This is a genomic window from Photobacterium pectinilyticum, from assembly GCF_024357955.1.
GTDB classification, from domain to species: domain Bacteria; phylum Pseudomonadota; class Gammaproteobacteria; order Enterobacterales; family Vibrionaceae; genus Photobacterium; species Photobacterium pectinilyticum.
In genome coordinates, this window is the sequence record NZ_JANEYT010000001.1 from 112,456 (window position 1) to 134,151 (window position 21,696).

At 47.4% G+C, this 21,696-nt stretch carries 18 protein-coding genes; 8 read left to right on the top strand and 10 right to left on the bottom strand.

The genetic code is table 11. The features are described from left to right. The first annotated feature begins 159 nt into the window (after nucleotides 1–159). Nucleotides 160–993 carry a formyltetrahydrofolate deformylase gene (gene purU, locus NHN17_RS00525; RefSeq protein ID WP_255040135.1) on the top strand — a complete coding sequence of 278 codons (834 nt, stop codon included), beginning with the start codon at nucleotides 160–162 and terminating at the stop codon, nucleotides 991–993. Between the two features lie 174 nt (nucleotides 994–1,167). On the opposite strand, the gene NHN17_RS00530 is transcribed toward purU, so the two are convergent. Continuing rightward, nucleotides 1,168–1,758 carry a VOC family protein gene (locus tag NHN17_RS00530; RefSeq protein WP_255040136.1) on the bottom strand — a complete coding sequence of 197 codons (591 nt, stop codon included), beginning with the start codon at nucleotides 1,756–1,758 and terminating at the stop codon, nucleotides 1,168–1,170. A 424-nt stretch (nucleotides 1,759–2,182) separates the two neighbouring features. Between NHN17_RS00530 and argS the strand changes: the two genes are divergently transcribed. Next, nucleotides 2,183–3,913 carry an arginine--tRNA ligase gene (argS, locus tag NHN17_RS00535; RefSeq protein ID WP_255040137.1) on the top strand — a complete coding sequence of 577 codons (1,731 nt, stop codon included), beginning with the start codon at nucleotides 2,183–2,185 and terminating at the stop codon, nucleotides 3,911–3,913. A gap of 123 nt (nucleotides 3,914–4,036) precedes the next feature. Beyond that, nucleotides 4,037–5,056, top strand: coding sequence for a GGDEF domain-containing protein (locus NHN17_RS00540; RefSeq protein ID WP_255040138.1), 1,020 nt, complete (start codon nucleotides 4,037–4,039; stop codon nucleotides 5,054–5,056). A gap of 82 nt (nucleotides 5,057–5,138) precedes the next feature. Here NHN17_RS00540 and NHN17_RS00545 read toward each other — a convergent pair whose 3' ends face one another. Then, nucleotides 5,139–5,747 carry a DUF924 family protein gene (locus tag NHN17_RS00545; protein ID WP_255040139.1) on the bottom strand — a complete coding sequence of 203 codons (609 nt, stop codon included), beginning with the start codon at nucleotides 5,745–5,747 and terminating at the stop codon, nucleotides 5,139–5,141. Between the two features lie 308 nt (nucleotides 5,748–6,055). Between NHN17_RS00545 and NHN17_RS00550 the strand changes: the two genes are divergently transcribed. The 3 genes from NHN17_RS00550 (at nucleotide 6,056) to NHN17_RS00560 (ending at nucleotide 9,215) form a co-directional block, all read left to right on the top strand. Beyond that, on the top strand, nucleotides 6,056–6,490 hold the full coding sequence (locus tag NHN17_RS00550; RefSeq protein WP_255040141.1) for an HIT domain-containing protein: 435 nt from the start codon (nucleotides 6,056–6,058) through the stop codon (nucleotides 6,488–6,490). 118 nt (nucleotides 6,491–6,608) lie between these two features. Then, nucleotides 6,609–8,399, top strand: coding sequence for an IS1/IS1595 family N-terminal zinc-binding domain-containing protein (locus NHN17_RS00555; RefSeq protein WP_255040143.1), 1,791 nt, complete (start codon nucleotides 6,609–6,611; stop codon nucleotides 8,397–8,399). Nucleotides 8,400–8,453: 54 nt separating this feature from the next. Beyond that, nucleotides 8,454–9,215 (top strand): hypothetical protein, encoded by a 762-nt coding sequence (locus NHN17_RS00560; protein WP_255040144.1) that lies wholly within the window; start codon nucleotides 8,454–8,456, stop codon nucleotides 9,213–9,215. Between the two features lie 121 nt (nucleotides 9,216–9,336). Here NHN17_RS00560 and NHN17_RS00565 read toward each other — a convergent pair whose 3' ends face one another. The 5 genes from NHN17_RS00565 to znuA all read right to left on the bottom strand — a co-directional run bounded on the left by NHN17_RS00565 (nucleotide 9,337) and on the right by znuA (nucleotide 17,285). Beyond that, nucleotides 9,337–9,582 (bottom strand): FeoC-like transcriptional regulator, encoded by a 246-nt coding sequence (locus tag NHN17_RS00565; protein ID WP_255040146.1) that lies wholly within the window; start codon nucleotides 9,580–9,582, stop codon nucleotides 9,337–9,339. Then, the gene (gene feoB / locus NHN17_RS00570; RefSeq protein WP_255040147.1) at nucleotides 9,579–11,858 is read right to left on the bottom strand and encodes a Fe(2+) transporter permease subunit FeoB; all 2,280 of its coding nucleotides are present in this window, start codon (nucleotides 11,856–11,858) and stop codon (nucleotides 9,579–9,581) included. The genes NHN17_RS00565 and feoB overlap by 4 nt, the downstream gene beginning before the upstream one ends. Then, nucleotides 11,858–12,085, bottom strand: a complete 228-nt coding sequence (locus NHN17_RS00575; protein ID WP_255040148.1) for a FeoA family protein — start codon at nucleotides 12,083–12,085, stop codon at nucleotides 11,858–11,860. The genes feoB and NHN17_RS00575 overlap by 1 nt, the downstream gene beginning before the upstream one ends. 354 nt (nucleotides 12,086–12,439) lie before the next feature. After that, nucleotides 12,440–16,021: an ATP-binding protein gene (locus tag NHN17_RS00580; protein ID WP_255040149.1), complete on the bottom strand. Its 3,582-nt coding sequence runs from the start codon at nucleotides 16,019–16,021 to the stop codon at nucleotides 12,440–12,442. A gap of 304 nt (nucleotides 16,022–16,325) precedes the next feature. Beyond that, nucleotides 16,326–17,285 (bottom strand): zinc ABC transporter substrate-binding protein ZnuA, encoded by a 960-nt coding sequence (znuA, locus tag NHN17_RS00585; RefSeq protein ID WP_255040150.1) that lies wholly within the window; start codon nucleotides 17,283–17,285, stop codon nucleotides 16,326–16,328. A 93-nt stretch (nucleotides 17,286–17,378) separates the two neighbouring features. On the opposite strand from znuA, the gene znuC reads away from it, so the two are divergent. Continuing rightward, entirely contained in the window at nucleotides 17,379–18,164 is a 786-nt protein-coding gene (znuC, locus tag NHN17_RS00590; protein ID WP_255040151.1) for a zinc ABC transporter ATP-binding protein ZnuC, read from the top strand. Further along, the gene (gene znuB, locus NHN17_RS00595) at nucleotides 18,157–18,942 is read left to right on the top strand and encodes a zinc ABC transporter permease subunit ZnuB (RefSeq protein WP_255040153.1); all 786 of its coding nucleotides are present in this window, start codon (nucleotides 18,157–18,159) and stop codon (nucleotides 18,940–18,942) included. The genes znuC and znuB overlap by 8 nt, the downstream gene beginning before the upstream one ends. 277 nt (nucleotides 18,943–19,219) lie before the next feature. On the opposite strand, the gene NHN17_RS00600 is transcribed toward znuB, so the two are convergent. The 3 genes from NHN17_RS00600 to sucC all read right to left on the bottom strand — a co-directional run bounded on the left by NHN17_RS00600 (nucleotide 19,220) and on the right by sucC (nucleotide 21,687). Then, nucleotides 19,220–19,522, bottom strand: coding sequence for a VF_A0006 family four-cysteine protein (locus NHN17_RS00600; protein WP_255040154.1), 303 nt, complete (start codon nucleotides 19,520–19,522; stop codon nucleotides 19,220–19,222). A 126-nt stretch (nucleotides 19,523–19,648) separates the two neighbouring features. Continuing rightward, the gene (sucD, locus tag NHN17_RS00605; protein WP_255040155.1) at nucleotides 19,649–20,521 is read right to left on the bottom strand and encodes a succinate--CoA ligase subunit alpha; all 873 of its coding nucleotides are present in this window, start codon (nucleotides 20,519–20,521) and stop codon (nucleotides 19,649–19,651) included. Beyond that, entirely contained in the window at nucleotides 20,521–21,687 is a 1,167-nt protein-coding gene (gene sucC / locus NHN17_RS00610) for an ADP-forming succinate--CoA ligase subunit beta (RefSeq protein ID WP_255040156.1), read from the bottom strand. The genes sucD and sucC overlap by 1 nt, the downstream gene beginning before the upstream one ends. Nucleotides 21,688–21,696 lie beyond the last annotated feature (9 nt).

Here is a 21,696-nt window from a genome sequence, read left to right on the forward strand (position 1 = left end):
TTAAGGCAACACCGTCGATTGACCGGGCATTATGCCAATATTCCAACTAAGCAGCCATGATTTATTCCCGTTCAAGATTTAGCCTTTGACCCCGCAAGCAATCCAAGGTAAATACTATGAAACCGGATTTGACAAAATAGTAGTTCAAGGAAGAGCACCATGGAAAAGAAAACCCTGCTGACCGATTGCCCTGATGCGATGGGTCTGATCAGCAAAATCACCAACATCTGTTACAAGCACCAACTCAACATTGTTCATAACAATGAGTTTGTCGCTCACTCCCATAGTCAGTTTTTTATGCGCACCGAACTGGAAGGCTACTTCAATGACGAAACCTTCCTTCTCGATCTCGACCATGCACTGCCAGAAGGGAGCCAGCGACGCCTGATCGGTTCTGAGCGTAAGCGCATTGTGATCATGGTGACCAAAGAAGCTCACTGTTTGGGAGATATTCTGGTCAAAACCTTTGATGGAACACTTGATATCGAAATTGCCGCCATTGTTGGCAACTACGATGATTTGGCAGAGCTCGCCCGCAACTTTGGCGTTCCTTACCATCACATCAGCCATGAAGGGATCAGCCGGGACGAGCATGAGGCCCTATTGCTTGAAACGGTGCAACAGTACACGCCGGATTATGTGGTGCTGGCCAAATACATGCGTATCCTCACGCCGAATTTCGTTGCCCAGTTCCCCCATAAAATCATCAATATCCACCATAGCTTCCTGCCCGCTTTTATCGGTGCCAAACCGTACCAGCAAGCTTTTGAACGCGGGGTAAAAATTATCGGAGCCACGGCCCACTTTGTGACTAACGACCTTGATGAGGGCCCGATCATTACCCAGAACGTGATTCCGGTTGACCATAACTTCAGTGCCAAAGACATGGCACGGGCAGGCAAAGATGTTGAAAAGTCGGTGCTGAGTAAAGCCCTAGGCTTAGTGATTGATGATCGAGTCTTTGTTCACGGGAACCGGACTGTGATTTTGTAATCACCAACAACACTGAACGCCAAGCAGCAGGGCAAATTATCAAAAACGCATAAAGACATCCATGTCGCTCCTACCCACCGCCCATGGTGGGTCGGTTTTGCTCATTTACCCTGCAACTGTCGCAAAAGCAGTACCGCAGATTCGATCAGTTCAATAAAGGAGTGACTTCTTTGCTTACTCCGCTTCACTTTCAATTACCGCCTTTAACGAATGCGGATGCAGCTTGATACACACCCCATCGAACTTGAAAGCATAGGTTGGGTTGGAAAGGCGCTCTTTCTCACCTGACGGGCTGCTGGCTTTCACCTTAATGCCTTTATCGACTAATTTGTCCCACTGACTCGCTAACTCAGGAAACGCTTGATCCAAAGTGACCTTCAACGCATCGGTATCACTCGCCTTTGACGGGATCACAAATTCGACATGCTCCCACCCCTCTTGTGAATATGCTTTCTCACCCGGATACGGTAATTCCAACGCTTCGATCTGCCAAGGGCCGCAGCTAAGCGGGGTATCAAAACCAATCACTACAATCGGCCGGCCGTTGATTTCATTGGTCGACCATTCCTTGCCATGCGCCAACCACGCCTTGTGTAACTGCTCTGCAACCTCCCAGTCGTTGACCCGCAAAGCAATATGATCGGCTTGGTAACCGGCAAGCGATAGACCCAACTCGCCGGCAAGGCGTTCAATTTTTGCCATGAAAGCGGGTAACTGGGCCAACATTTGCTCTGGTAACAGACCTCTTTGTTCTAGCTTGTGCATGTCTTTTCTCCAATTAGTCACGCTGAGCGATTGAACGCATAATTATCCACAGTTTTCGGCTTGACAACAGCCCTATTCGCATCGGCAAAGCCCTTGTGCTGGCTAGACTCCTGCATATTTTTCACCCCGCTATGGATATTAAAAAAAAATCGCAATCTATTGTCTTTACGGCTTGCCAAACCACCTAAATTTGTGGGTATTATTAGGGCAATGCAACTAGCGTATTCAAGATGTCTCCCCTCTTCCACTTCTGAGGCGGCCCCGTCAAAAATACTCACGTAAATAAATTATCACTTGGTGCTATCTTTAATAGGCCAATGGTCGTGATTATTTTTGACGGTTATATCCCTTGAATACGGTGCCGTTTTTGCCTCGCCAATTTGCATTACTTATTGGCGTTACAAACGATTTAAAGGATAAGCGTGTGAACATTCAAGCACTCATTAATGACAAAGTATCTCAGGCACTAGAAGCCGCAGGCGCACCTGCCGGTAGCCCTGCTGCAGTTCGCCAATCTGCAAAAGCACAATTTGGTGACTACCAAGCCAACGGTGTAATGGGCGTAGCCAAAAAGTTGGGTACTAACCCTCGCGAGTTCGCACAAAAAGTTATCGAACAGCTAGACCTTGACGGTATTGCTGAAAAAGTTGAAATCGCCGGCCCTGGCTTTATCAACATCTTCCTGAGCAAAACATGGCTTGCCGAGCAAGCGGAAAGTGCCCTGAAAGATGAACGCCTAGGCGTATCAACTGAAGAACAGCAAACTATTGTTGTTGATTACTCTGCACCAAACGTTGCTAAAGAAATGCACGTCGGTCACCTACGTTCAACCATCATCGGTGATGCAGTGGTACGTACCCTTGAGCACCTAGGCCACAAAGTGATCCGGGCTAACCACATCGGTGACTGGGGTACGCAGTTCGGTATGCTTATCGCTAACCTTGAGCGTGTACAGAAAGAGTCTGGTGAAGTTTCTATGGAACTTTCTGATCTGGAAGCGTTCTACCGCGAATCGAAAAAGCTTTACGATGAAGATGCCGAGTTTGCAGCACGCGCACGTAACTACGTAGTTAAACTCCAAGGTGGTGACGAGTACTGCGCTGATATGTGGAAGAAGCTGGTTGATGTCACTATGATCCAGAACCAGCGCAACTACGACCGCCTAAACGTATCGCTAAGCCGTGATGACGTGATGGGTGAGTCAATGTACAACGACATGCTGCCTGGCATCGTTGCTGACCTAAAAGAAAAAGGTCTAGCGGTTGAAGATGACGGCGCACAAGTTGTGTTCCTCGAAGAGTACAAGAACAAAGACGGCGAGCCTATGGGTGTGATCATCCAGAAGCGCGACGGCGGTTTCCTTTACACCACCACTGATATCGCTTGTGCCAAATACCGTTACGAGCAACTTGGTGCAAACCGTGTGCTTTACTTCATCGATTCCCGCCAGCACCAGCACCTAATGCAGGCTTGGACTATTGTCCGTAAAGCTGAATACGTACCAGAAGCGGTAAGCCTTGAGCACCATGCTTTCGGTATGATGCTGGGTAAAGACGGCCGTCCATTCAAGACACGTGCCGGTGGTACCGTTCGCCTAGCCGACCTTCTTGACGAAGCCGAAGTGCGTGCAGCGAAACTTATTGAAGAGAAAAACCCAGAGCTAGGTGCTGAAGAGAAAACCAACATTGCCAACACGGTTGCAATGGCTGCGGTGAAGTATGCGGATCTGTCTAAGCACCGTACAACAGACTACATCTTCGACTGGGACAACATGCTAGCGTTCGAAGGTAACACAGCTCCGTACATGCAGTACGCATATACCCGTGTCGCTTCTATCTTCAAGCGTGCTGATGTTGAGCTTGCTGATCTGACTCACCCTGTCGTGATTAACGACGAGAAAGAACAAGCATTGCTTTCTACCCTACTTCAGTTCGAAGAAGCAGTACAAAGTGTTGCTCGTGAAGGTCAGCCACACCTGATGTGTACTTACCTGTTCGATCTTGCCGGTAAGTTCTCAAGCTTCTACGAAGCCTGCCCAATCCTGAACGCTGAAGAAGAGATTAAGCAGAGCCGTCTGAAACTGGCCCTACTGACTTCGAAGACAATCAAACAAGGCTTGGATCTTCTGGGTATCGAAACCCTTGAGCGCATGTAATAAAACGCTGACATAATTCGGTAAATATCTAATAATTCATAGCCTTCTAAGGTATCCTTAGAAGGCTATTTTATTCTTTATAGCCACGTTGCGTCAGAAGACCCGTAATAATGGATGTTAGGTATGAGTAACGACAGCTTTGCGAAATCAACGGAGATCTTGAAACAAGCCGTTCCCCTGATGATTAAGCATAGGGTCCCCACCACTCCAACCAACTATGCTCTGTGGTATACCTATAGCTCTCAGCAAAACCCCTCGCTTAATATGGCGCTCGACCATGGTATCGAAGCAATTGGCCATTGTACGCCGACGTTGTGCGAGACCCTATACCAAAACCATCTCGCCAGCCAAACTGACAGCGACGTCAGGCAACTCAAACTTAGCCTCACTGCCATGATACAGGAACTCTCACACAGCATGGCTGATACCCTGTCGGATACCAACAGCTTCCACAATGCACTGGAGTCAACTTTCGGCCAGCTGGAGCAGGTTGGAAAAGATGGCATATCCCTTGAAGAAACCATAGGCTTGGTCCGCGAACTGCTCCGCGAGTCTCAGCAAATGCGCCAGTCAACCGGGCTATTCCAAGGCCAACTTTATTCAGCCCAACAAGAGATCCAAACCTTGCGGGCTGCGCTAAATAAAAGCCAACAGCAAGCCAATGAAGATGCACTGACCAAGCTCTACAATCGCCGAGCCTTTAATCAGGATATTCAAAGTTATCTCGACAACCAGATCCCCACCAGTCTCATTTTACTCGACATTGATCACTTCAAATTTTTCAATGATGAGTTCGGTCATCTTATGGGCGATCAAGTTTTGAAAATGGTAGCCAAAAGGCTAACGGAGTGTTGCCGTGATTATGCCAAAGCCTATCGCTTTGGAGGGGAGGAATTTGCTATTTTGCTGCCACATAAATCACTGCCTTCGGCCCGCCAGCAAGCGGAAACCATGCGTAGGGCCATTGAGAAAATTTCGGTACTCGACAAGAGGTCCGGACAGCGGATCAATTCAGTGGCCGCCTCTTTTGGGCTCAGCAGCTCCCAGGAAGGGGAGCACAGTATGGCACTTATCGAACGCGCCGATCATTTCCTCAACCAAGCCAAGCAGCTAGGTCGAAACCGCGTACTGCCGATTTCCTAGCCTAACACTGTCCAATAAAGCCCAACGCAACATGCTATCGCGATAAGTCAACCGCCGACTGACTAACCGCCTGAGCCCTTAGCTACTGACCAAACCGCTGACCGCCTTTATGCTGCAGCCACCCCAGCTCCTCCTGGGTCGATAAGCGACCAAAAGCCGCATTACGGTGCGGGAAGCGACCAAAGCGCTTAATGACATCATGATGGCTGACCGCATACTGATAGAACCCTTCGAAAGTCTCAGCATGTGCAGGGCTGACAGCCTGCATCAAACGGTCAAAACGAAATACCGCTTCCTCCTGATCCTCAATAGCTTCTGAATGTTCAAGAGGCAAATAGAAAAACACCCGTTCTATCGGCGTAAGTGCCAAGTCTTGATCCTTTGCCAAACCACGCTTGCACAGGGCCAGAGCCAATGAGTCATAGCGAAATGCCGCACTTAAGCCGCGGTAAATATTACGACTGAATTGATCGAGCAGAATAATCAGTGCGAGGGTTCCTCTTGGCTCCTCGGTCCAGGCGCTTAGTTCACCTAACCCAGCCTGGCTCACTTGCTGCTGGAAGCGTTCAGCGATAAGTTGATCCGTTTCTTCCCCACCACGGAACCATAGTTTATTCCGATCCGTGACCGTTACTTCCTCACCTATCTCACCGAACCAAAAGTCCAGCACATCTTGATATTGAGCACCCATGTCTCACTCCTATCTAGAACTTCGTCACGATACCGCTGATTCTTCAACGCGGATAAACCCGAACCCACTTTCTGATCACAACCTATTTCACTGACGCGCAATTAAATTACCGACAACCATGGCAGAAAGCATTGCTACTGCATTATATTCACATTATCGTATTGCCATCAGTGCAGCTCTTGATACCGGTATACCCAAGTAACCTACATCTTGAGGTTACTTGGGTATATCCTACCCCAAAGCCCATTTTTGGCTGTTGGCAAATATCTCAGCATGTGAGCTGCACAATACAATTAAGGAATAGCCCTATGCAATTTTCACTTCATCCGAGACTGGCCGCAGATACTACTATTGTAGGTAACCTTCCCTTGTGTCAGGTTTTGCTTTCCAAAGAAGCGCTAGGTCCTTGGTTAATATTGGTTCCCCGTAAAAACGACCTTCGCGAAATCCACCACCTGCCTGAAACCGAACAGCTTCAATTAATGAAAGAGTCCTGCGCTGTAGCGACGGTGCTAGAAAAAGATTATCAGGCCGACAAAATCAACGTCGGCGCCTTGGGAAACCTTGTCCCGCAACTGCATGTCCACCATATTGCCCGCTTTAAAAATGATGTTGCTTGGCCGGGCCCTATCTGGGGCAATACCGACGGCACCCAGCGCGATGACGCTCTGCAACAAGCTCTTACCGAAGAGTTAAGGACCGAGCTGAGCCACATCGACGGTTTCAGCGTCGTGGAATCATAAGGTAAAAAAAAAGGCAACCCGCAGGCCAAGGCGTTCGGTTAAAGTGTTGCTAAAACCTTGATTTAGTCAACAAACAGCCCTATATACAGTATGTTATGTACTTATATGGGGCTTTTTTGTGGGTAAAATATCTTTCTCAGATACGCTTAGACTCCCTCTTCCACATGATGGAGTGCAAGTTAACTTCTGTAAGAACCCTGCATGTAAAAATTTTGCTGAGCCACCCTTATTTTCCAACAGGTTCGACAACGAAGGGCTTCCCTTACCTGCTGGCAGCAGAACCGATCCTCTTTACAAGAAAAGTGGAGCTTCGAATGGTGAATGTTCGTTGCACTGTAAAGAGTGCGATGGTTATTCAGCAATAAAGAGCAATGAGGGTGTCAAAGAGGAACTGGACAGGATTAGTGCCTACCTGAAGCCTAAAGAATTGTCATGCCCAAATGAGGAGTGCGACAACCATAAGTTACCAATAAGCAGTAACTCAACAGCCTATAAGAAAAGCGGTAAGACCAAATCAGGCTCTCAGCGATATCAATGTCTATCTTGTAAAAAAACTTTCAGTGATACAAACCACCGAAGATCACAACGTCGTTCAGAGGTGAACAAAAGACTTTACCTGAGCATCGTTAATAAAGTCCCTGTTAGACGGGCTTGTGAGATGCTGGAAATTGCACCCGACACATACTATCGAAAACTGGATTTTCTTCATGAACAAGCTCTCACTTATATACGGGAGCGTGAACTAAAGTTGTTTGAGCAGTTTAGTAGCCGCCGCATTTATTTAAGCACTGACAGGCAAGCTCACTTTAGCAATTGGACAAACAGGAAAGATAAAAAGAACTGTGAGTTCCACGCTATTGGGACAGCTTGTAATCGCAGTGGTTACGTATTTGGTTGGCACTTCAACTTCGACAAGAATTCAAACAGTCAACAAGTAGAAGAAGAGATCCAATCTAGCCCTACCCAAAAACTTAGAGCCATGAGGAGGCATGCACGGCTATGGACGGAAAGCGACTTTGAGCAACTAAAGCGCTCCAGTAAGAACAATAGCTACCCTGCATCAATAACTGATGACATTGAACATCAGTGTCTAGATGAAAGTAAGCGTGGTAATCAAGAGCAAAGCGAAGTAATTGATGACACAATTACACTGCCAAGCGTTGGTATGCAAGTACACAGCGATTACACGATGTACGCACATTTCCACCTTCTGGAAAAGCTCCTTCATAACGTAGACAAAGTCTATTTCTATCTCGATCAAGATACGGGTATCAAAAACGCATTTCTTTCAGCATTTAATTCAAGAGTCTTGGATGGCTCAGCAGATGCTTTTTACGTTCGAGTGGAAAAAGAACTGACAGTCAATCAAAAGGAAGCAAAGGTTGCGCAGTGGCATCGAGATTTCTTCGACTTTGCGGGCTTTCATTTTTCTTCAGCAACAAAGGCAGAGCAAAGCCTAATACTTCAGCAAATGCTGATGAAACATATGGAGAAGCCACTATCCATAAAAGGCTCAACTGAGAAGTGGCTATATTACCCTAAGTCTACAATGGCAGAACCTAGCAAGGTTGTAGCGCCATTAACACTACCAATTGATCCTCATAGCAAAAGACTTTCTGCATTAATATCAAATGCGAGTCTTCATGGTATCGACCGATTCTTTATGCAAGCGAGGCGTAGAGTGAACATGTTTGAACGCCCATTTTCAAGCGGTACAAACAACCGTAGAGTTTGGCATGGTTACAGCCCCTATAAGCCTGATATGTATCTAAAACTAGCTGATCTATATCGCTTGTTCTATAACTTCGTTTCAAAAGGAAAGGATGGCAAGACTCCAGCGATGAGGCTAGGCATTGCAAAAGGGGCTGTATCTCTAGAAAAGATCATCTATCACAGTGAAACAACTTAAAGTAGGTATGATAAAGGTATTTATTATCATACAGTTAAATTAAAGAGGTAACTCATGGATACAGAGCAGTACGTAAAAGATATTTTAGAGAATCATTTTGAATTAACTGTTGAAAAAATACCTGAAACACAGACAAAAACTCCTGACTTTTTCGTTACAGGAGAAGAAGAACAGTACCTAATAGAAGTAAAAAGAAAAGAAGCTAATCCAGCCCTTGAAGAAGCTAGAGAGGAAGCATTTGCGAACGATGAAATGTTTGAAATTAGCCAAACGATTGATACTACGAACATTTTGCAGAAAGTCATCAGCAATGCTAACAAACAAATCAGAGCACATGCTGAAGGTGATGAACTACTTAGGGTTATATGGGTTCATTGTACAGGCGTAGCCCATGAGGCAATAGCTGATCAGTTAATAACTGGTCTATATGGCAGTGAAACAATTGTTAGCTTTGGGGACTCAAAGCAGCTATCAGGAAACTGCTACTACTTCGGTCACAGCCAGTTTTACAGATATCACGACATAGATGCTGTGATGGTTACGAATCAGAATGATTCGGCAATTCTCTGTCTGAACAATTATTCCCCACGCTATGAGCGTATGAAAGGCTCAAAGTTGGCCTCAAAAATGACCAAAGGTGTTAGAGACCCTATAGTCGAGGCGGAATCAGGAAAAGCATTAATAGTGGATGGCGAAGTTGACCGCAGGAATCCAGAGGAAGTGCTTAGGTTCCTCAAAGATAAGTACGAAGAGGAAAAGCTAATGGTTATGCCTATGACTCACTTTGAAGTACATACAGCGATTCCGCACCAGTAAAACAAAATCGGCGTGAAAAGCAACTATTTGCTCATCACGCCGATTTTTTTAGTTCAGCAACACATTATCCGAACGCCTTGCCCGCAGGCTGCCTTTTTCTTTTCGCTTGCTTGCTTGCTTGCTAGCCACGCATAACGGTGACTGAAAGCTCATCACTCTTGAGCGGGCGATACCAGATTTCTTGCGCGCTCTGGCAACACCCATCACTATCGCAGCCGATCAGCTCCTTGCCCAACTTGCCTTTGCGGATCCATACCTCCAGCATGGCCTCGACGCCGTCTTCGGACATTCCGAACCGCATTGCCAATGCCTTGCGGCTGGCGCGACCGTGTTGCTCAATATACTGTTTCAGCTGCTGCAGGATCATAGGGTGACGAGCTCCTCAGTTTGCATTTGCTGTCCCTTACGCTTGAAGGTAATAAATAGGCCAGCATTGATAGCCGTGAACAAACCAATCCACATCATGCTCGTTGCCGGGTGATCGGCAAAGTGAGCGATCTGGTAGTAATAAGTTGCAAAGGTATACGCCAGTAACATGGTATATGACGCAATGAACAGCGAATACTTCTGGCCAAATTCACGCACATAAGCCCCCATAGCTGCTGCACAAGGCGTGTAGAGCAAAATGAAGATCAAATATGCCATTGCCGCTGCAGAACTCACAAAGTGCGCCTGAATGTTACCAAAGATTGATACATCGACTTCCTGCTCTTCTGCAACCGCCGCTGTATCATCTAATTCCCCGACATCAATACCTAATGGGTCAGAGTAGCTTAGTCCAGATAGGTTATCACCAATGCTCGCTACCGCTTCTTGTAGGCTTCCCGCCAAGTCATACTCGGCTTCTTCCTCTCCTTCAGCAGGCGCATACAAGTTATTCAGAGTTCCCACTACAGCTTCTTTGGCAAAGATCCCCGTCAGAATCCCCACGGTTGCAGGCCAGTTATCGTCCTTCACACCAATGGGGGCCAGCACAGGTGTTATTACCTGAGCCGTTTTTGCCAGTACCGAGTTTGGCGTATCTTCGTTACCGAACGAGCCATCGGTACCCAATGAGTTGAAGAAGCTCAAAATAGCCACAACCATGACGATGGTCTTACCGGCACCCAACACAAACTTTTTCAGCTTCTGCCAAGTTTTGATGCCCACATTACGCAGTGTCGGCATCTCGTAGTCTGGCATTTCCATGATAAAGCTATCGCTGCTACCTGGATAAATAGTATGGCGTAGCACCAAACCGGTCAGAACGGCAGCCGCAATACCCAGCAGGTACAAGCCAAACACCACATTCTGGCCGTTTTCAGGGAAGAAAGCCGCCGCAAATAGCGCGTAGACCGGAAGTCGAGCACCGCAAGACATGAATGGCGCCATTGCGGCTGCCAGTTTGCGCTCACGCTCTTGCTCCAGCGTACGGGTTGCCATGATTGCCGGTACGTTACAACCAAAGCCCAGCACCAATGGTACGAACGCTTTACCCGGTAAGCCGACTTTTTGCATCACCTTATCAAGAACGAAAGCTGCACGTGCCATATAACCTGAGCTCTCGAGCATTGCCAAGAACAGATACAAACAGGCAATAACCGGAATAAATGTTGCGACAGTCTGGATACCACCACCGATACCATCGGCAATCACAGTCACCAGCCATACCGGCAGGTGATCATCAAGTAGGTAATGGCCTCCATCCACCAGAATTGCGCCAACACTGATATCGAAAAAATCGATAAAGGCGCTACCGATGTTAATGGAGAACATGAACATCAGGTACATCACGACAAAGAAGAAGGGGATACCGAATGCACGGTTGAGCAATACGCTGTCAATATTGTCACTCAGACTACGACTCAGTTTACCTTCCTGACGGCGGACTTTGCTGCAAAGTTGATGCAAGTAGCTATAGCGGACATCGGCAACCTGGATATCAGGATCGACATCAACCATCAAGTTATTGCGAACATTACATACCTGATTCTTTTGCTCTTCAGAGAGCCCGTTGATCACTAAGGTGTCATTTTCCAGCACCCTGATTGCTTGCGCGCGACTGTTTAGTTGATCAGCGGTAAAAAATGTTTCTGTCTCGGCAATAGCTTGCTCAAATTGGGTACCGTAATCCAGTGTTAGTTCGTTAACCGCAATCCCCTGAGCCAGCATTTTGTGCAGATGGATTTTAAATTCATTCACCTGCTTGAGGTTATTTGCCGACAGACTCAATACCGGACAACCCAACGCTTTTTCGAGCCCTTTGATGTCCAATTTCTGGCGCTGACGTTCTAGCACATCCATTTTATTCAGCACGACAACCATTGGTCGGCCCAACTCACGCAACTGAAGGGTCATGTACAGGCTACGCTCAAGACAAGAAGCATCAACCACGTTGATGATGACATCCGCCGGCATGGTCAATATAGCGCGAGAAGCAATCGCTTCATCCAAACTATTGACGTCGTTGGCACTATCAAGATTGTAAATACCTGGAAGATCAGTCAGCGCAAAGCTATCGCCAGCACACTCGTAACGGCCCGTTTTCTTTTCTACTGTTACCCCAGCCCAGTTACCAACCTGCTGCTTGGCCCCTGTCAGGCCGTTGAACAAGGTTGTTTTACCGCTGTTAGGGTTACCTACTGTCAGAATACTGTACGGCATCAGTTCACCTCCACATCAATGCTTTCTGCAAGTTGTTTACGCAACGCAATATCCACACCGCGTACTCGCACCTGCAGAGGATCCCCTAAAGGTGCCACACGAATAACACTCACAGGCGTATTGGGCAGCATCCCCATAACCATGAGCTTTTTACGGGTAGCGGCTGGTAAGCCAGCTAAACTGATAACCCTTCCTTCGGCCCCGCATGACATTTCTGACAGTTTCATTCTGAATCGCCACCCTAAATAAGAATAATTAGCATTAGTGCTTACAATGTTACAGATTGAAACACATTGTTTGTTGTTTTAAATCAAAAAAAAGCCCTCATTTTTGCAGTAATTGTTTGCAAAATTGACAGGTGGCACACTTAAAAATCCAACTGGTTGCTTTTTAAGCATTCGGATAAAAACATCAACGCACATACTTTAAAACAATTATTTATATTAAAGCTGGGTCATGGATTGTTCGATTTCATATATGAGCGCCACATATACCCAGGCGGCATTGCGCCACCTAGGTAAATAAGCATAAAAGGAAGAATATGTTAGGTACGTGATATGATCGGTCGACCATATCACGCGCTATTCTTTATCAGAGGAGACGCCACTGGCAAACTCAGAAGGTGATTGACCACAATAGGCCTTGAACCTAGCGTTAAAGTAGGAAGCATCCTTAAACCCACATGCAAGAACAACATCTGACACCTTGTCTCCTTGCCTAAGCATTACCGCCGCTTGTTCAAAGCGAAACTGAGTGACGTAGTCTGTGAAAGGTGCACCGAACTCCCGCCTGAAACGACGCTGGAAAGTCCGCTCCGACATCAGAAGCGTCTTGGCTGCTGCTGAGGAACCAAAATCCGGGTAATGAAAATGATCCGAGACCAAAGACTGAACATTATCTTGCCATTTACTTCCTTGATACTCTTCAAAAGATGGCCCCTTCTCTAGATTCGCTTGCTGTTGCCTAAGCAAGTGGTCAATTTCAACGAGCATCGATTGAGCCTGCAGTGGCTTCGTCAATACTCTATCGGCCCAGCTGACGGAGAGAAGCTCATGTTGGTTACTCTTTGTCGCACTGCTGACAGCTACCATTATCGGTCCATGTTTGCCAAAAAAGTCATCCCTTAAACCTTTAAGCAACTCAAAATCACTTGGCTCAAGCACTGACAGGTCAACAAGTAAAACATCAGGGAAGGGGCCATCAAGCAACATTAGATCCTCATAATCTCCCCGTGTATGAGTAACATGAAAGCGCTCAGATAACTGTTTGCTCCACTCAGTATCAGCGTCAGCCTCTTCACCGATAGCCATAATCCAAAAGCCTAATTCTAGCGACTCTTTCTGGACTCTTTGCACTGAACTCCCTGAGAGGCTGGCAATTAATGGCAGGCGAAGAATAAATTCACTCCCTACACCTTGATAACTAATTACCGAAATTGTCCCCTGGTAAGTCTCCACCAGTTGCTTAACGGAACTCAGACCCAGGCCAAAGCCTCCTTCGGGACTGTATTGTGGCTTTTCTTGGTAATAGCTATCGAACAAATGGGCTTTCGTCTGCTCTGACATTCCACGGCCGGTATCACTGACCGAAATAACCAGCTGCTGTTCCTGCTCCTTAACATTGACGGTGATCCCCCCTTTGCTATCCGTGTATTTCATTGCATTGGATAATAAGTTGCCCAGCATGATCTCGAGGTGATAAGGGGCAAGATCAATACATGTCTCAGCTGAGATATGATCTTCAAGACAAAGGGCTATCTGCTTTTTCTCGGCTTCGATTTGCCAGCTCATACAGCAAGCCTGAATAATCGGGCCGACTAATTGTTCACAAGGTTTGTCAGGTTCGACCAACGCAAAAACATCGCGGGCCAACAGTTGCTCGGTGACGTGCAAGGCGTGGGTTATATTCCTCTCGGTAATATCAATTTTGCTCGGGGTCTGGCAGTACGGTCGAAGATCTGACAATAAACCGAGCGACAGCTGCAATGGGGTTCTCAGCTCATGGGAAAGGTGTGCCATGATATGCTGCCGAACATCCAATATTCGCTGCAAATGCACATTACTCGCATTGAGTTGTTTCTTCTGCAACTCAATTTTGGCCGTCTTATGAAATACAGCCTGCTTGAGCTGCTGCGTTTGATCCCGAAATACCCGACTACGCCAGTAGAAGAGCAACAACACCAGTAACAACACCGATAAAACCACAAAGCCTATCAACGCTTGATAAACTCGCCACGCAGATTGGACCGTGAAAACATGGCTCAGTTCGCCGCCTTCGTCAGCAGATGGCTTAACTCGACGAACTTGCAATGTGTAACGCCCGGCAGACAAGGCCCCTACGGATAACAGTGGCTGCGTGGCAATTTGCCACTCTCCAGCCTGTTCGTTTTCATCAACCAAACGATATTGATACAAGAGTGAGCTTGACGGCATGGTCTCGAGCTTAAAGGCAATTGTCGATCCGTAAGGCAAGCGTCTCAGCTGGCTCCAAGAATCTCCCAGTGGCCAAATATCATCATCAACCCATACCGCACTCAGCGACAATTCAGGCTCGACGATATTTTCGTCGAACAATACCTCATCAGGAATACTCAGCAGCCCTTGTCGATACCCTAGCACCAACGCGTTCATGTCATCATGCAAGCAGGCACGAGAGCCCACATCATCAGGCAGTAAACCGCTACCGAAGCCAAAGTGCTGCTTTAAATCTGCATAATAGCTTACAAACGAAAGCCCATTGCTTGAGGAAAGCCATACCCCATTACTGCCACCAGCTAGACAATATGGTCGAACAAGCTCGGACGAAAGTTGAACTTCTTGCAATTTGATCGGCTTCAGGCCCTGAGATACCAACAGCGTGTAATTCGTCGCCACCCACAATTGTCCCATTCGATCTTCATAAATATCAACGATCCCCCCATGCTCATCAGTACCCGGCACGAAGTGGAGCATGCCTGCATCAAACTTGTACATACCATAGGTTGTGCCTACCCAGATCTGATGTTCACTGTCTTCCACGATACTGGTGATATGCTCGCCGCCCACCGGATCCCTCAACCAGTAATTGCCAAAAGGCATCCACTCCCTGAACTCCGGCCAATATCGGTACAGCCCGTTTTCAGCCCCGACCCAAACCGAGCCGAAATGATCCACCTCGACCCGATTGATTGTATGGCCTTGTATATCTTGCGGCATGCTGATGCGCTGTATACGGGACTGTCCAACCTCATAAAACGCCAACCCTTTCTCCAGCAATATCCAAAGTCGACCCTCAAACAAAATCAGCTGTTTGATTGCACCTAAGTCAGGGACGTGCTGGATAACATCGAACATTGGCGAGAGTTCAAATAAGCCATTATCGGTCGCCAACCAATAATGACCATTACTGGCATAGGCAACATCAGTAATCAAACCAGCATCTATTTTCCCACTCCCTTTACCCAGCAGCATTCGGTTTAGCCGCTGAGAACCCACTGGCAACTGACTCACTCCCTTTGGAGTAGAGACCCATAAGTTCCCCTGACGATCTTGGTGAAGATCCAACACACGGCGGTCAGGTAACGCATACTGATCGTAATCAGAGGGCATAAAATGCTGGCTTACCGTCATATCCAGCCCCATCAAATAGAGCCCCATGGTGCTGCCAACCCACATTCCTTCATGGGTTGCTTGCAGGCTAAGTACAGCCCTTTCGGTCCCTTGACCATCGAGAGACTGCAATATGCCGTCCTTGCCTTTGATTACCCCTCGCCGCGTACCAAACCATAGCTCACCGAGCAAATCTTGCTCCACAGCCGTAACATAGTGATCATCTAGTATTTTCGTGGGTGGTAAGTCCGGTGACTGGTATTCGTAAACCCCCTGCTGGGCGGCAACATACAGGTAATTGTCAGCCACATATAAACCCGATAGCTTTATCGGATGGGGAAAGGGCAAGAAGTGCACATTCGGTTCGTCCTCCGAAAGGCGGTACAATCCCCTGCGATTGGCAAACCAGGCGTCATTGTCCAGTTGGACTACCGACTCAATCGGGATCTGACTAATATTGTGCCTTTCCAGTAGGGCTAGTTGCGGAGAATAGGAGTAGGCATGGCTGTCTTTGACCAACCAAAGTGTTTTGTTGACCACGGATATCAACCAGCCACAGCCCCTTATTGGAATCATTGACAACTTTACGAACGGACAGTGTGCTTATCCCGTTTAGTTCTGACATTGAATGGAAGAGGAAGCTCGAGGCAAAAGCTGGCGTCGAATTAACCAGTCCCATGACCAAGATAAAGGCCACAAGTAATAATCGTCTGTCCATAACAGCGTAAATTAAATCCCAACCTCATGAAAACCCCGTTATTATGCAGTATTGACCATTTTAATATAAGCTGAGATTTATAAAATGAGGCAAAATGCATAAAAAAACGCACCTGAATGCGTTTTTTTATCTTTCTCATGCATCAAACCACAGGGAGAAAAACTATTCTGATTTCAGGCACTGGCTAAAACTGTTGCCCAATGTCTGGAGGAATTCCACATAGCTACCATCACCATAGGCAATATCGGTACCCATTGGATCCAGCGTTCCAATATTGACTCCCGTCCCCCTTACAACACTGTCAACCACAGCAGGTGAGAACTGAGGCTCACTGAAAACACAGTGCGCGTGCTGATCTTTCAATGAATTACGAATTGAAATCAAAGTTTTAGCACCTGGTCGACGGTCCGGTTCAACCGTAAAGTGACCAAGGTTGTTAAGACCAAATTGCTCTTCAAAATAACCATAACCATCATGGAAGACAAAATAGCCGCGATCAACGACAGGGGTTAACGTCTGCTCGATAGCCACCATTGCCGTTTTCACTTCATCAATAAAATTAACAAGGTTTGCTTCAAACTTATCTTTATGGGCTGGGTCAAGTGCTACCAACTTGTCAGTGATCACTTGCGCGGCTTGGACTGCCTGCTCTGGGCCTAACCAAAGGTGAGGGTCAATACCATCGTGGCTGTGGCCATGGTGATCGTGATCGTCGTGATCATGACCTGCGTGGTCATCATGCCCGTGATCATCGTGATCATGACCTGCATGTTCGTCGTGAGCTTCACCATAATGGCGGAAGTGAATGCTGTCCTGCTCCGTCAACGTCAGGACGTTTTCCTTGTCCTCAAGAATCTTGGTCAGGAACCTCTCCAGTTCAGGGCCAACCCAAATAACCAAGTCTGCATCATTGAGCTTTCTCGCATCCGAAGGACGCAGCGCATAATCATGTGGTGATGCACCTGCTGGCAGCAGTGTCTCTGTCGACGTTACGCCTTGGGTCAACTCCTGGACAATCATGGTGATTGGCTTCATGGTCGAAACCACTTTGAGGTCTTGAGCGTAAAGTGAAGGTGAACACAACAAGCCAAGGGTGCTACATGTAAGGAGTAAACGGCGCATATAAGTTTCCCTGAATAATTCTTGATTACAACATTTGCCGAAGATGTTATATTATAACATCTCACTTTGGCAAATATCTAAGCAAAGAAATATATGACCTCCTTAGTTGAATTACAGTCGGTCACAGTCACATACTCGGAAAGGCATGTGCTGGATCAGGTTTCCCTGAAATTAGAGCGGGGCCAGATCACTACCCTGATTGGCCCTAATGGTGCCGGCAAGTCGACACTTGTCAAAGTCATCACGGGTTTGACCAAACCAACAGTAGGAAACATTATTCGCCAGAAAGGACTTCGGATTGGCTATGTGCCGCAAAAATTGGCACTCAACAACACACTTCCGCTTAGCGTTGACCGCTTCATGCGCTTAGCCGGTCGTTACAAAGATGCACAGCGTATCGAGGCACTCGAACTTGTCAGCGGTAAGCACCTGCACCATAGCAATATGCACTCGCTATCCGGAGGTGAGATGCAACGCGTATTGCTCGCTAGGGCGCTACTGCAAAAACCAGACTTGCTGGTGCTTGATGAGCCAGTGCAAGGGGTTGATGTCAATGGTCAGCTAGAGCTGTACAGCCTGATCCAAACCCTGCGTGATAAGCTTAACTGCGCCATTTTGATGGTCTCTCACGACTTGCACCTGGTAATGGCAAAAACTGATCATGTTATTTGCCTGCACCATCATATTTGCTGCTCTGGCGAACCAGAGGCGATCACCAGTCATCCATCGTATGTTGCACTGTTTGGCCGCCACCAATGTGAACAACTGGCGCTATATCAACACCACCATAACCATGAGCATGATTTATCTGGCAACCCAGTCGGTCCCTGCCAGCATGAACACCAGCATTCAGAACAACAAGAGATAAACAATGCTTGATTTATTGCTGCCCGCACTGATTGCGGGCATTGGCATCGCCGTGCTTGCCGGCCCACTGGGCTCCTTCGTCGTTTGGCGTAAAATGGCGTATTTTGGTGACACCCTATCTCATGCCTCACTACTGGGTATTGCGCTTGGGTTCTTGTTCAATATCAACCTAAACCTTGCATTGCTCATTTGCTGCCTGGCATTAGCTGTTATTCTTGTCGGCCTACAAAAACAAAAATATGTGGCGACCGACACCCTACTCGGCATACTCGCGCACAGTGCCCTGTCGCTTGGCTTGGTGGCTGTCAGCTTCCTTGATCATGTCCGTATCGACCTGATGTCATACCTATTTGGTGATTTGCTCGCGGTCACACCTTCTGATCTACTGTGGATATATGGTGGCGGTGCGATTGTGATGACGATGCTGATCACCTTATGGCGACCATTACTATCAATGACCATCAATGAAGAGTTGGCACTGGTCGAAGGGGTAAATGTCGATCTAATGCGCCTGCTGCTGATGATTATGGTGGGTATGGTAATTGCCGTTGCGATGAAATTTGTTGGCGCGCTGATCATTACCTCCTTGCTGATCATCCCTGCCGCCACTGCACGCAAATTCTCACGCAGCCCGGAAATGATGGCCGCGCTGGCATCAGGATTGGGTATTATTGCCGTTATGTGTGGTCTAGCCATGTCTTGGCACTATGACACTCCGGCAGGTCCGTCTGTGGTAGTAGCTGCCGCTGCTTTGTTCCTGCTCAGCCAATTCAAGCGAGCCGAAGCCTAATTTCTATAAAAAAGGTAAACACAGCAGTCCATCCCGGGCTGCTGCCCTTCTCTTCCCCACAGCTATGCCAACATTTCAAACCAACAAACTGTAATCAAATTATACCAATCTGGATAAGTCGTTGATCAAGTATTTGCACTGGAAAAATCGTTGTTATCAAGGCAGAGATTGCAGTAACTAGTGGCTCTAATTACAAAATATCTAACGCAGAGAACAGCGATTTTAACCTGCAAGACTGATCAAATATTTATGTAGGTTGGTATTAAGCCTCACCTTGTCAGTTAAACAAACTGCGATGACGACTATTGCACGCGCTCTTTACTTGCATGGCTGTTCGTAGGTGCTTGGTTTCTGGTAGGTAGTCAAGCAGGCATTGGAAATACGCCTCATCTTTGTCCGACAACATGAAGTTATCGATATAGAGCCGATGACAGGCGTTGGTCATCAAGTTGGCTGATGTACCATTTTCGGCCAATGATACATGTTCGAGAATGCAGGTCTCGTAACCTTCCTTGTCTTCTTTCGCCACGCTAAACGCCGGACTTAACGCGAATATCAGCAGTAAGGCCACCTTTCTCACTGTCAGCCCTCCGGATCACTTACCTCTCCTAAGCATATACGTATACCCATCTAGCTACCTACGACCATGTGTAGCCAATAAAAAACCCGCCATTGGCGGGTTTGATATATGCGAGTATTTGGGAATTTACCAACCAGTCACTTCACGCAATGCTTTACCGATATCGGCAAGGCTCTTCACAGTTTTCACACCTGCCGCTTCCAATGCCTGGAATTTATCTTCTGCGGTACCCTTACCACCAGAAATAATCGCACCAGCGTGGCCCATGCGCTTACCCGGAGGCGCAGTAACACCTGCAATGTAAGAAACGACCGGCTTGCTGACGTGTTCTTTGATATAGGCAGCCGCTTCTTCTTCTGCGGTACCACCGATCTCACCGATCATAACAATTGCTTCGGTTGCCGGATCTTTCTCAAATAGCTCAAGCACATCAATGAAGTTCGAACCTGGAATTGGGTCACCACCGATACCGACACAGGTCGACTGGCCGAAGCCTTCGTCTGTGGTTTGCTTGACCGCTTCATAGGTCAATGTACCCGAACGAGATACAATACCGACTTTACCCGCTTTGTGGATATGGCCCGGCATGATACCGATCTTACACTCATCCGGTGTGATCACACCCGGACAGTTAGGACCGATCATACGTACGCCAGCTTCATCAAGACGAACTTTAACATCCAACATATCCAGCGTTGGAATGCCTTCTGTAATCGTCACAATCAGCTCGATACCTGCGTCAATCGCTTCAAGGATCGCATCTTTACAGAACGGCGCTGGTACATAGATAACCGTTGCCGTTGCGCCTGTGGCTTCAACGGCTTCACGAACAGTATTAAATACCGGCAAGCCGAGGTGCTTGGTGCCACCTTTACCCGGTGATACCCCACCGACCAACTGCGTTCCGTACTCAATGGCTTGCTCTGAGTGGAATGTCCCCTGACCGCCAGTAAAACCCTGACATATCACTTTGGTGTCTTTATTAATTAGTACAGACATTATTTACCCTCCGCTGCAGCAACAACTTTTTCCGCTGCTTCAGTTAGGGAAGTCGCAGCAATGATATTCAAACCACTCTTCGCTAAGGTTTCAGCCCCTAGCACCGCATTGTTACCTTCAAGACGGACGACAACCGGCACTTCGACACCGACTTCTTCGACCGCACCAATGATCCCTTCAGCGATCAGATCACAGCGAACGATACCGCCAAAAATGTTAACCAATACCGCTTTTACATTGGTATCAGACAAGATGATCTTGAATGCTTCAGTAACACGCTCTTTGGTCGCACCACCGCCGACATCAAGGAAGTTCGCTGGCTGACCACCGTGCAGGTTTACAATATCCATAGTCCCCATTGCCAAGCCAGCACCATTGACCATACAGCCAATATTGCCATCAAGTGCAACGTAGTTTAGCTCCCACTGTGCTGCATGTGCTTCACGCTCATCTTCCTGCGAAGGATCGTGCATTTCGCGAAGCTTAGGCTGGCGATATAGCGCATTGGAGTCAATGTTGATCTTGCCGTCAAGACAAAGCAGGTTGTCATCACCGGTGATCACCAATGGGTTGATCTCCAGTAGAGCAAGGTCATAATCAGCAAACATGTTACCCAGGCCTAGGAAGATCTTAGTAAATTGCTTGATCTGGTCGCCTTTCAGGCCCAATTTGAATGCCAGCTCACGGCCTTGATAAGGCTGCGGGCCAACGAGCGGATCAATCGCCGCTTTGTGGATTAGCTCAGGGGTTTCCTCAGCCACTTTTTCAATTTCCACACCGCCTTCTGTCGACGCCATGAACACGATACGACGTGTACCACGATCGACAACTGCACCTAAGTACAATTCATTGGCAATATTCGAAGCTTCTTCAACCAGGATCTTGGTCACTGGCTGGCCATTTGCATCTGTCTGGTATGTTACCAGGTTCTTACCCAACCACTTCTGGGCAAAACCCTTGATTCCTTCTTTGGTGTCATGAAGCTCCACACCACCCGCTTTTCCACGGCCGCCAGCATGAACCTGGCATTTCACGACCCATTTATCGCTACTGATTTTACCTGCTGCTTCTGCAGCTTCTTGTGGCGTATCGCAAGCATAACCTTCTGGAACTGGCAGACCGTACTCGGCGAACAGCTGTTTCGCCTGATATTCATGCAAATTCATGATGTTCTA

Excerpts from the sequence above, each read along its gene's own strand:
- NHN17_RS00545 (WP_255040139.1), bottom strand. The coding sequence starts at position 5,747 with ATGGGTGCTCAATATCAAGATGTGCTGGACTTTTGGTTCGGTGAGATA.
- NHN17_RS00560 (WP_255040144.1), top strand. The coding sequence starts at position 8,454 with ATGGATACAGAGCAGTACGTAAAAGATATTTTAGAGAATCATTTTGAA.
- znuB (WP_255040153.1), top strand. The coding sequence starts at position 18,157 with ATGCTTGATTTATTGCTGCCCGCACTGATTGCGGGCATTGGCATCGCC.
- NHN17_RS00550 (WP_255040141.1), top strand. The coding sequence starts at position 6,056 with ATGCAATTTTCACTTCATCCGAGACTGGCCGCAGATACTACTATTGTA.
- NHN17_RS00540 (WP_255040138.1), top strand. The coding sequence starts at position 4,037 with ATGAGTAACGACAGCTTTGCGAAATCAACGGAGATCTTGAAACAAGCC.
- NHN17_RS00575 (WP_255040148.1), bottom strand. The coding sequence starts at position 12,085 with ATGAAACTGTCAGAAATGTCATGCGGGGCCGAAGGAAGGGTTATCAGT.
- feoB (WP_255040147.1), bottom strand. The coding sequence starts at position 11,858 with ATGCCGTACAGTATTCTGACAGTAGGTAACCCTAACAGCGGTAAAACA.
- NHN17_RS00580 (WP_255040149.1), bottom strand. The coding sequence starts at position 16,021 with ATGATTCCAATAAGGGGCTGTGGCTGGTTGATATCCGTGGTCAACAAA.
- znuC (WP_255040151.1), top strand. The coding sequence starts at position 17,379 with ATGACCTCCTTAGTTGAATTACAGTCGGTCACAGTCACATACTCGGAA.
- NHN17_RS00530 (WP_255040136.1), bottom strand. The coding sequence starts at position 1,758 with ATGCACAAGCTAGAACAAAGAGGTCTGTTACCAGAGCAAATGTTGGCC.
- sucD (WP_255040155.1), bottom strand. The coding sequence starts at position 20,521 with ATGTCTGTACTAATTAATAAAGACACCAAAGTGATATGTCAGGGTTTT.
- NHN17_RS00565 (WP_255040146.1), bottom strand. The coding sequence starts at position 9,582 with ATGATCCTGCAGCAGCTGAAACAGTATATTGAGCAACACGGTCGCGCC.
- znuA (WP_255040150.1), bottom strand. The coding sequence starts at position 17,285 with ATGCGCCGTTTACTCCTTACATGTAGCACCCTTGGCTTGTTGTGTTCA.
- sucC (WP_255040156.1), bottom strand. The coding sequence starts at position 21,687 with ATGAATTTGCATGAATATCAGGCGAAACAGCTGTTCGCCGAGTACGGT.
- purU (WP_255040135.1), top strand. The coding sequence starts at position 160 with ATGGAAAAGAAAACCCTGCTGACCGATTGCCCTGATGCGATGGGTCTG.